The organism is Arthrobacter sp. 01N444, assembly GCF_056399305.1.
Map to the genome: position 1 here is coordinate 1 of NZ_JBFTRB010000005.1, position 11,158 is coordinate 11,158.

At 66.4% G+C, this 11,158-nt stretch carries 5 protein-coding genes; 1 reads left to right on the plus strand and 4 read right to left on the minus strand.

Annotated elements, in window-relative coordinates; all coding sequences use genetic code 11:
- Positions 1-380 precede the first annotated feature (380 nt).
- Genes AC1DKN_RS07725 through AC1DKN_RS07735 form a run of 3 tightly spaced genes read right to left on the minus strand, consistent with a single transcriptional unit; the run spans position 381 to position 7,982 of the window.
- Positions 381-4,106: a 1,4-alpha-glucan branching enzyme gene (locus AC1DKN_RS07725; protein ID WP_476870936.1), complete on the minus strand. Its 3,726-nt coding sequence runs from the start codon at positions 4,104-4,106 to the stop codon at positions 381-383.
- A gap of 1 nt (position 4,107) precedes the next feature.
- Positions 4,108-5,904: a maltose alpha-D-glucosyltransferase gene (gene treS / locus AC1DKN_RS07730; RefSeq protein WP_018774200.1), complete on the minus strand. Its 1,797-nt coding sequence runs from the start codon at positions 5,902-5,904 to the stop codon at positions 4,108-4,110.
- A 5-nt stretch (positions 5,905-5,909) separates the two neighbouring features.
- On the minus strand, positions 5,910-7,982 hold the full coding sequence (locus AC1DKN_RS07735; RefSeq protein ID WP_476860385.1) for an alpha-1,4-glucan--maltose-1-phosphate maltosyltransferase: 2,073 nt from the start codon (positions 7,980-7,982) through the stop codon (positions 5,910-5,912).
- A 151-nt stretch (positions 7,983-8,133) separates the two neighbouring features.
- Between AC1DKN_RS07735 and glgP the strand changes: the two genes are divergently transcribed.
- Positions 8,134-10,752 (plus strand): alpha-glucan family phosphorylase, encoded by a 2,619-nt coding sequence (glgP, locus tag AC1DKN_RS07740; RefSeq protein ID WP_476870937.1) that lies wholly within the window; start codon positions 8,134-8,136, stop codon positions 10,750-10,752.
- Between the two features lie 28 nt (positions 10,753-10,780).
- Here glgP and AC1DKN_RS07745 read toward each other — a convergent pair whose 3' ends face one another.
- Complete coding sequence (locus AC1DKN_RS07745) at positions 10,781-11,137, minus strand: barstar family protein (RefSeq protein ID WP_079552073.1); 357 nt, start codon at positions 11,135-11,137, stop codon at positions 10,781-10,783.
- Positions 11,138-11,158 lie beyond the last annotated feature (21 nt).

Below are 11,158 nucleotides of genomic sequence, written 5' to 3' on the forward strand. Positions count from 1 at the left end.
GGCCCGGCAAATTCAACCAATTCAATACAATAAATTGGTATCAACAAACTTGGCACACTATTGAGTTCTCAAACAACAGACACACCCGGCACCACCACAACCAACAAACAGTCAAGGATCGCTCCGGAGCAACTTTTCAAACTTACCCGGCCGCTTCACCCTAGTCAAATCGGCGATCCGGACTCATTCTTGCCATAGGCTTCTGGGTCTTGGTGGCCGTTCAACTCCGGGGAGCAGCGCGGAAATAAACTCTACCACCACTTGGGCCGGCTGACAAAGCGGCACCGAAGACGGTGCAGAAAAGCCCGGAATCACGGGGATTCCGGGCCTCTCGCAAACACTTCCCTACGCGCGCCAGGTCTGCTGTCCGGGCGCTGCGCCTAGCCCAGCGGCTTGAAGTACGCGGCCCCTAGCGGAGGCAGGGTGACGGTGAGCATGGCCGGCTGTCCGTCCAGGCCGTCCTTCGTCGCGGTCAGGGTTCCGGTGTTCTCCACCCCGGAACCGCCATAGCTGGCGGCGTCGGTGTTGAGCACTTCCTGCCACTCGCCGGCGGCCGGGACGCCGAGGAGGTAGTCCGTGTGCGGCCCGCCGGAGAAGTTCACGGCGCAGACCAGCGGGTTGCCGTCGGCGTCACGGCGGATGAACGTCAGCACATTGCGGTCCGAGTCTCCCCCATTGATCCACTGGAACCCTTCGGGCTGGTTGTCCCGCTCGTACAGTGCCGGCGTGGAACGGTAGAGCTCGTTGAGGTCCTTGGTCAGGAGCTGCATGCCGTTGTGTGCCGGGATGTCCGCGAGCCACCAGTCCAGGCCGTACTGCTCCGACCACTCCGCTTCCTGGCCGAATTCGGTGCCCATGAAGATCAGCTGCTTGCCCGGGTGGGCCCACTGATATCCCAGGAATGCGCGCAGGTTTGCCAACTGCTGCCACCGGTCACCGGGCATTTTGCGCAGCATGGAGCCCTTGCCGTGCACAACTTCATCGTGGCTGATGGGCAGCAGGAAGTTTTCCGTGAAGGCGTAGACCATCGAGAACGTGATGGTGCCGTGGTGCCACCGGCGGTTGTACGGGTCCTCGGCCATGTATTTGAGCGAGTCGTGCATCCAGCCCATGTTCCATTTGAGGCCGAAGCCCAGGCCGCCGCCGCTCGTGGGCGCCGTGACGCCCGGGAATGCGGTGGATTCTTCGGCAATCATGACCGCGCCGGGGTGGGTTTTGTAGACCGTGGCGTTGACCTCCTGGAGGAAGGAGATCGCTTCCAGGTTTTCGCGGCCGCCAAAACGGTTTGGCTGCCACTGACCCTCTTCGCGGGAGTAGTCGAGGTAGAGCATGGAGGCGACGGCGTCCACGCGGAGCCCGTCGATGTGAAACTCATCGAGCCAGTACAGGGCGTTGGCCACCAGGAAGTTACGCACCTCCCTGCGGCCGAAGTCGAAGATCAGCGTTCCCCAGTCCGGGTGTTCGCCCAGGTTCGGATCGGCGTGCTCGTACAGTGCTTCGCCATCAAACCGGGCCAGGGCCCACTCGTCCTTGGGAAAGTGCGCCGGGACCCAGTCGAGGAGGACGCCGATGCCGGCTTGGTGGAGTTCGTCAACGAGGTGGCGGAATTCGTCCGGGTGCCCGAAGCGCGAGGTCGGCGCGAAGTACGAGGTGACCTGGTAGCCCCACGAGCCGCCGAAAGGGTGCTCGGCCACAGGCATGAACTCCACGTGGGTGAAGCCGAGCCATTTGACGTATTCCACGAGTTCCTTGGCCAGTTCGCGGTAGCCCAGCCCCACCTTCCAGGAACCGAGGTGGACCTCGTAAACACTCATGGCCGAGTTGTGCGGATCGCGGGCGGCGCGGGCCTGCATCCACTCGGCATCCTTGAAGACGTAAGAGGGCTCCACTACCCGGGATGCCGTCAGCGGCGGGACCTCGGTGCCGAAGGCCAGCGGGTCCGCTTTTTCCACCCAGTATCCGTGCCGGGTCCTGAGTTCAAATTTGTAGCACGCCCCTGCTACAACCCCGGGAATGAAGACTTCCCACACACCGGTGGAACCGAGGGAGCGCATGGAGTGTTCGCGGCCGTCCCAGCCGTTGAAGTCGCCCTTGACGCGCACTGCCTGGGCGTTCGGGGCCCAGACGGCGAAGGACACGCCGTCGACGTCGCCAAGCGAGGACTTGTAGTGCTGCACGTGCGCGCCGAGGACATCCCACAGACGCTCGTGCCGGCCCTCACCGATCAGGTGCAGGTCTACTTCGCCGACGGTTGGCAGGTAACGGTAGGGGTCGTCCATGACCTGGGGCTCGTGGTCTTTGTAGATCACCTCGAGCCGGTAATCCGGCACATGGCCGCGCTCGAGCGGCTCCATCACGGCCACCCATACGCCGCTCGATTCGTGCGTCATGGGCGTCGAACCTGCCGACGTCACGACCGAGACCGCTTCCGCCAGGTGCTTGACCGTCCGGATGGTGACATGGCCATGGTCATCGAGATGGGCGCCGAGGACCGAGTGGGGCGCGTGGTGTTCGCCGCTGGAGACCCTTGCAAGGGTCTCGCCATCCACGGGCAGTGGTGTGCCGGGCCGATCGATACGTGCTGATCCTGTCATTTTTATACCTTCCGCTGCGGCTTCGGCGGCGACGCCGGAACCTGTACTGCCGAGGAGACGACGCGATGCGTTCACCGGGATGGAGAGCCAGTCCGGCCTGTTCCTTAGTTCGTAGATGACTTCGTAGAGGGCTTTGTCGAGCCACAGCGCCACAAAGAGCGGCGAGTCGCGGTCGATGCTGCCGGGAATGACGTCGGCGTAGCCGGCCAGGAAGGCCTCAGCGCAGTCATCCGCCCAGGTCCCGGGCACCACGGCTCCGGGGTTTTCGCGGACGGCGGCTCCGGCGGCGTAGTCGAAGGACCGCAGCATGCCGACTACGTCGCGAAGGGCGACGTCCGGGAAGTTGCGCTCGGAGATGGGGCGCAGGGGCTCGCCCTCGAAGTCGAGGATGGCCCAGCGCGGGGGGCCCCCCGGCTCGCCCGGGACCATGCTGCCAGGCACCTGCAGGATTTGCCCGAGGTGGAGGTCGCCATGGATACGCTGGAGCGGGCCTGCGCTGGTGCCCTCGAGCCGGCCGAGGAGACCGTTCAGCGCTTCTTCGTAAGGCCCGACAGCCTGGCCGGCCTGGGCCCAGGACTGACGGACGCGCTCGGCTACTCCCGGCGCGATGTCCTGCCCCGGCGCAGATTCGGCGGCTGTGCCCAGGGCCTCGGCGAGCCGGCGGTGCACGGTGGCCGTGGCCGCGCCCAGCGCGTGGGCTTCTGCAGCGAACCCGATCCCCCGGCTGGCCGCGTCCACGGCTAGCCGCCACGCATCGAGTCCGCCGGCGAGGAATTCGTGCGCCACAGCCAGCTCACCGGAGGCGGGACGGACAGTGGCGGGACGGCGGGCATCTGATGGCTCCGCCCCTGCTGCGGCCGCCGGCACCTCCCACTCGCCAGCCACCCAGCCAAGGGTTGCCGGGACCTCCGCGGTGTGTCCCGCAGTCAGCGCCGCACCGATTTCAACCTCGGGATTCTGGCCTTCGGACAGCACCCGGAAGAACTTCACGATGGCGACTGTGCCGCCGTCCTCGTCGTCGACGATCACCGAGCTGTTCGATTGCTCGCCCGAGAGGACCTTGACCTTGCCTGTTGCGAACGGCAGGCGGTAGCCGGACTCCACCAGGTGGCCGGTGGCGTTGCCCGACGGCGTCGTTGCGCCGTGCCGCATGAGCTCCAGCCAGGCGGCGACGAAGGAGGCGTCGTGGACGCCGTCGTACACCCACTGGTGGGCGGCATCAGCGCGGGTGCCGGGAAGTTCGCCGATGAGCGCGCGTTCTGCCCCCGGCAGGGGTTCTGGCCGGAAACTGAGCGGCACCTGGACGACGTCGGTGCGGCTGCCGCCGGGCGTGGGGTAGGACACCGCGACCAGCAACACCTCGAACGTGGCCCCGCCGGCGGCGGTCTCAAGGCGCAGGCCGCCCGCCGGTTCGAAGGTGAACTCGGCGGTCTTGACAGGGAACCATCGCTGGCGCGGGAGCCAGGCGCCAAGCAGTCCGCTCAAGGCCGGGGTAAGGGCTGGTCGCGTCATCTCAACCCTCGATGGACAGGACGGGCATCGCCTGTGTGAACGGGGATGCCGGGTTGGAGGCGGCGGAACGGATCCGCAACCAGAAGAAATCGTGGCTGCCCAGGGTCAGCGTCAGCGTTCCGTCATCGCCGATGGCCGGGAAGGCCTGGCCGCCGAAGACGTCCCGGAGGCCGCGGCCGGCGAAGTTCGGCACCCGCAACGTGGCAGCCACGGGGTGCTGTGAGAGGTTGAAGGCGCACAGGATGGTCTCGGCGTCCTCACCGGCGGCGTTGCCTTCCGGGAGCTCACGCAGGTAAGCGAGGACGACGTCGTGGTCAGCCTCCACATGCTTGAATCCGCCGAGCCCGAAGGCGGGGTGGTTCTTGCGGACGCTCAGGATCTGGCGGGTCCAGCGCAGCAGGGACCCCGAATGTGCGGCCTCGGCCTCCACGTTCGCCATGCTGTAGTTGTAGACCAGCGACTGGATCACCGGCAGGTACAGCTTGCCCGGGTCGGCGCTGGAGAACCCGGCGTTCCGGTCCGGGTTCCACTGCATCGGGGTGCGGACCGCGTCACGGTCCTCGAGCCAGATGTTGTCCCCCATGCCGATCTCGTCCCCGTAGTACAGGAACGGGCTGCCCGGCAGGGACAGCAGCAGGGCGTTGATCAGCTCGATCTCGGAGCGGGAGTTATCCAGCAGCGGGGCCAGCCGGCGCCGGATGCCGATGTTGGCGCGCATGCGCGGATCCGGCGCGTACCAGCCGAGCATCGCGGCGCGTTCGTCGGAGGTGACCATTTCCAGCGTCAGTTCGTCGTGGTTGCGCAGGAACGTGCCCCACTGGGCACCTTCGGGAATGTCCGGCGTGTCCTTCATCGTCTCGATGATGGGGGACGCCTTCTGGTCCCGCAGCGCGTAGTACAGCCGCGGCATGATCGGGAAGTGGAACGCCATGTGGCATTCCGGTTCCTCTTCGGTGCCGAAATACTCCACCACTTCGGCGGGCGGCTGGTTGGCCTCGGCAATGATCACGCGGCCCGGGTAGCTTTCATCGACCATCCGGCGCAGCTGGCGGAGGAATTCGTGGGTCTGCGGCAGGTTCTCGCAGTTGGTGCCCTCCTCCTCGAACAGGTAAGGGATGGCGTCCGCCCGGAAGCCGTCGATGCCCTGGTCCAGCCAGAACCGCACGACGTCGAAGAGCGCGTCAATGACCTTGGGGTTCTCGAAGTTCAGGTCGGGCTGGTGGCTGAAGAACCGGTGCCAGAAGAACTGCCGGCGGATGGGGTCGAAGGTCCAGTTGGATTCCTCCGTGTCCACGAAGATGATGCGGGCGTCTTCGTACTTCTCGTCCGTGTCGCTCCACACGTAGAAGTCGCCGAAGGGACCATCCGGGTCCTTGCGTGACTCCTGGAACCACGGATGCTGGTCGGAGGTGTGGTTCAGCGGAAGGTCGATGATCACCCGGACGCCGCGGGCATGGGCCTCGGCCACGAGCCGTTTGAAGTCGCTGATGGTGCCGAACTCGTCCAGCACGGAGTTGTAGTCCGAGATGTCGTAGCCGCCGTCGCGCAGCGGTGACTGGAAGAAGGGCGGGAGCCACAGGCAGTCCACCCCCAGCCACTGCAGGTAGTCCAGTTTCTCGATCAGGCCGTGGAAGTCACCCGAGCCGTCTCCGTTGCCGTCGGCGAAGCCCCGGACGAGCACCTCGTAGAAGACCGCCTTGCGGTACCAGAGGGGATCGTGCTGGAGACCCGGGGCATTCAATTCAAAGCTCCCCCTCGGGCTGAAGTGCTGGCTCGGGTTCTGCGGGCTAAAACTCACTGGCACTACCTCCGGATGCTAAGAATGTGAACGGGCTCGACGTGCGGGTCCAGGCGGACGTAGTTGTACTCCCCCCATTCCCAACTCTCGCCGGTCAGCAGGTCATCAACCATGAAACGGCCGTTGTGCGTGAAGTTCTCCGGGTCCAGTTCCAGCGCCGGCAGGTCCAGGGACACCGTGCTCTCCCGGGTGCCGTGCGGGTCCACGTTGACGACGATGATCAGGGTGTCCTTGGTCCCGTCCGCGAGGGTCTTGTGCTTGGAGAACACCACGGTGGAGCTGTCCGAGCTCTGGTGCACCGTCAGGTTCTGCAAATCCCCCAGGGCCGGGTGCGCGCGCCGGATCCCGTTGAGCCGGGTCAGGTACGGGGCCAGGGTGCGCCCCGATTCTGCCGCCGCGTCCCAGTCGCGGGCCTTGTACTCAAACTTCTCGTTGTCGATGTACTCCTCGGCGCCCGGGCGCGCCACGTGTTCGTAGAGCTCAAAGCCGGCGTACACGCCCCAGATGGGGCTTGCCGTCGCGGCCAGGGCGGCACGGATCTTGAAGGCCGCCGGGCCGCCGAACTGCAGGTATTCGGTGAGGATGTCCGGGGTGTTGACGAAGAAGTTCGGCCGGAAATAGGCCGCCGACTCGTGGCTGACCTCCTGGAAGTACGTCTCCAGTTCTTCCTTGGTGTTCCGCCAGGTGAAGTAGGTGTAGGACTGCTGGAAGCCTGCCCGGCCAAGAGCGTGCATCATGGCCGGGCGGGTGAACGCCTCGGCGAGGAAGACGACGTCGGGGTGCTTCTTATTGACCTTGCCGATCAGCCATTCCCAGAACCAGACGGGTTTGGTGTGCGGATTGTCCACCCGGAACACTTTGACGCCGTGGCTGACCCAGAGCATCACAATCCTTAGAATTTCGTTGGACAGCCCCGCGGGGTCGTTGTCGAAATTCAGCGGGAAAATGTCCTGGTATTTCTTTGGCGGATTCTCCGCGTAGGCAATAGTGCCGTCGACGCGCGTGGTGAACCATTCCGGGTGGCTTTGCACCCACGGGTGGTCGGGCGCGGCCTGCAGGGCCAGGTCCAGGGCCACCTCGAGTCCCAGCTCACCGGCCCGTGCCACGAAGGCGTCGAAGTCCTCGAAGGTGCCCAGATCCGGGTGGATGGCGTCGTGGCCGCCCTCGTGGGATCCGATGGCCCACGGCGAACCGGGATCGTGCGGTCCGGCGATCAGGGTGTTGTTCGGCCCCTTGCGGTGCTGGCCGCCGATCGGGTGGATCGGCGGCATGTAGATGATGTCAAAGCCCATGGCGGCGACGGCGTCGAGGCGCTGCGCGGCGGTGCGGAAGTTGCCGGAGGTCCATTCCCCCGTGTCGTGGTTGCGCACGGCACCTTCGGAGCGGGGGAAGAATTCGTACCAGGCGCCGGCTCCGGCAAGCGTTCGCTCCACCAGCAGCGGGTAGGGCTCGGAAACCGTCACAAGTTCGCGGATGGGCTGGCGTTCGACGACGGCGGCGACGTCGGCGCCGAAGCCGGCGGCGAGGCGTTCCTCGGGTGTCCGGGACGTATCTGAGAGGACGACGACGGCCATCCGCAGCGTTCTGCGGTCACCAGAGGGGCGGGAGGCGTCTTCGGAGGCTTCAGCCAGCAGGGCGGCACCTTCGGACAGCATGAGCTCGACGTCGATGCCGGCCTCCACCTTGACCTCGGCGTTGTGGTGCCAGGTGCCGTAGCGGTCGTGCCAGGCCTCGATGACGAAGGACCAGTTGCCAGTGGCGGGCGGGGTCAGGAGGCCTTCCCAGCGGTCCGTGCCCATTCCCCGGGGTCCGCTCGGCGGGGCGAGGCGGACCCGCTGCCGCTCTTTGCCGCGTGGGTCGAGCAGGACGGCGCTGACCCCGAGCTGGTCGTGTCCCTCCCGGAACGCGGTGGCTCCCACGACAATGGTTTGGCCCTCGACCGCTTTGGCGGGAAACTTTCCGCCCTCCACCGAAGGCTGCACGGCGGTGATCGGAAAGCGGCCAAATCGAAGGCCATCCGTGATCAGGGCCTTGGGCTTTTGCTTGGACACGGCGCTGGTTCGCGAGTTATTCGTCACAGCCTCGACGTTATCTACAAAACGGCCAGAATGCTAAGGCCTCGAACGTTTTCCGGAGGTTTCTGGTTCTGGTCGGAGTGATATCCGTCATTTACGGGAAAGAATCTTAAAGCAGTTCCGGGGCAACGACTTGTCCGTTAGTGTTTCGCTGGTGAAGGCAATCCGCAGATTTACCGTCCGAACCGTACTCCCGGAGTCGATCCGGCCGCTGGCCCGGCTCGCCACCAATCTCCGGTGGTCCTGGCATCCGCCCACCCGGGAGCTTTTCGAGGGGCTCAACCCCGGGATCTGGGCGGAGAGCGCCCACGACCCCGTGACTTTCCTGGGCCTGGTCAGCCGGGAAGAGCTGCAGCGCCTCGCCGCGGACCAGGACGTGGTGCGGCGCGTCCACGCCGCGGCCGACGACCTCGACCAGTACCTGGAACAGCCGCGCTGGTACCAGAGCCTGGGCGACGGCGCGCCGGCATGCATCGCCTACTTCTCGCCGGAGTTCGGCATCACCGAGGTCCTGCCCCAGTACTCGGGCGGCCTTGGCATCCTGGCCGGGGACCACCTGAAGGCGGCCTCGGACCTTGGCGTGCCGCTGATCGGCGTCGGACTCCTGTACCAGGCCGGCTACTTTAAGCAGTCGCTCTCCCGGGACGCCTGGCAGCAGGAAACGTACCCGGTCCTCGACCCCGACGGGCTGCCCCTGACGCTCCTGCGCGAGGCCTCCCCGGACGGCAACGGCAAACCGGTCCAGATCTCCCTGCCGCTTCCCCAGGGCCGGCGCCTGCTGGCGCACGTGTGGCGGGCCGACGTCGGACGTGTGCCGCTGCTGCTGCTGGATTCCAACGTTCCGGGCAACGACGAGGCTGCCCGCGGCATCACCGACCGCCTGTACGGCGGCGGCGGAGACCACCGGCTGCAGCAGGAGCTCCTGCTGGGCATGGGCGGGGTCAAGGCGCTGCGGGAGTTCCAGCGGCTCACGGGTGTCCCCGCGCCGGAAGTCTTCCACACCAACGAGGGCCACGCCGGGTTCCTCGGCGTCGAGCGGATCCAGGAATTGATGTCCGGCACGGCGCCGCTGAGCTGGGAGGAGGCCCTGGCCGCCGGGCGGGCGTCCACGGTGTTCACCACCCACACGCCGGTGCCGGCGGGGATCGACCGCTTCGAAATCTCCCAGATTCAGCACTTCTTCGAAGCCGGCCTCGCCCCGGACGTCCCGGTGGCCAAGATCCTGGACCTGGGCCGCGAGGACTTCGCCGACGGCAACCCGTTCGTGTTCAACATGGCCGTGATGGGGCTGCGGCTGGCCCAGCGGGCCAACGGTGTGGCCAAACTGCACGGCGTGGTCTCGCGCGGGATGTTCTCCGCCCTCTGGCCGGGCTTCGACCACTCCGAAATCCCCATCACCTCCGTCACCAACGGCGTGCACGTCCCCACTTGGGTGGACCCCCGCATCGCCGCGCTGGCGCGGGACCACTTCGGTGCCGAGGCGGAGGCGCAGGGACGGTGGGACCTGGCCTACAACGTCACCGACGAGGACCTCTGGGCGTTGCGGCGCGAGATGCGGGTGTCCCTGGTCGAGGATGTCCGGCGCCGGCTCCGGGCCGCGTGGAAGAAGCGCGGCGCGGCCGACGCCGAGCTGGCGTGGACGGACTCCGTCCTGGACCCGGACGTCCTGACCATCGGCTTTGCCCGCCGCGTGCCGACCTACAAGCGGCTGACCCTGATGCTGCGCGACCCGGAACGGCTCAAGGCGCTGCTGCTGCACAAGACGCACCCCATTCAGCTGGTCATCGCAGGGAAGTCCCACCCGGCGGACGATGCCGGCAAGAAGATGATCCAGGACCTCGTCCGGTTCACCGACGACCCCGCCGTGCGGCACCGGATCGCGTTCCTGCCCAACTACGACATCGCCATGGCCCGGACCCTGTTCCCCGGCTGTGATGTGTGGCTGAACAACCCGCTGCGCCCCTTGGAGGCCTGCGGTACCTCCGGCATGAAGGCTGCCCTGAACGGTTCGCTGAACCTCTCGGTCATGGACGGCTGGTGGGATGAGATGTACGACGGCGAGAACGGCTGGGCGATCCCGACCGCCAACAACGACGCCTCCCCGGAGGAACGCGACGACATCGAGGCGGCGGCTCTGTACGAGCTGCTCGAAACGCAGGTGGCGCCGCGGTTCTACGGGCTGACCGTATCCGACGCCGCGGGCGCTGCCGGACCGTCCCAGCCCGGCCCGCAGGCCGTGCCTACGCACTGGGTTTCGATGATCAAGCACACCATGTCCCACCTGGGCCCGGCGGTTTCCGCGGAACGGATGCTCCGGGACTACGTCAACGTCCTGTACCGGCCCGCCGCGATCGCAGGACGCCACGCTGTGGCGGACAACTACGCCCAAGCCAAGGCCCTGGCGGCATGGAGCTCACGGGTCCGGGCCGCATGGCCGCACATCCAGGTCGAACACGTCGACTCGGTGGGGGTCTCCGAGGACCCGCAGATCGGCGATCTGCTGCAGGTAAATGCATACGTGGCGCTGCGTGAGCTCTCACCGGACGACGTCTATGTTGAGGTGGCCTACGGCCGGGCCGAGGACACCGACGAGCTGACGGACATCACGGTCGCGGAGCTCAAGGCCGCCGAAGACCTCGGCAAGGGCCGGCACCTCTTCAGCGGCACGCTGGTGATCGACCGTTCGGGGTCCTTCGGCTACACCGTGCGTGTGCTCCCCAAGAACGATGCCCTGGCCTCAAAAGCGGAGCTGGGCCTGATCGTCAACGCCTGACCGTCACCACGTGGCGTGCTAGCTCTCTTTAGAGGCAGACGGCGATGACGTCCAGGCTCTTGCCGGCGTAGCCTTCGGCGTCCTGCAGCGTTTCGCAGATGACGCCGAAGGAGCGGTCCGCGCGGAGCGCGGCGGGCACCTGCCAGATGAACGTGACAGGGGCCTCGCCGTCGTCTGTCACGGCATCCGCGACGTCGTGCAGCGAATCGTGCAGGGCATCCAGGTCTGTGCCGTAGTCCTCGGGGACGTCCAGGAGCTCGCCGAACGTGTCCAGGACCGCCTGCTTGGTGTCGGCGGCGGGGACCACCAGGGCGCGCCGGCCGGCGTCGCCGATTTGCGCCGTGAGTTCTTCGATGGTCCAGGTCTCTGCCGAGTAAATCTTCATGGGGTCCTTAATCTCGAATTG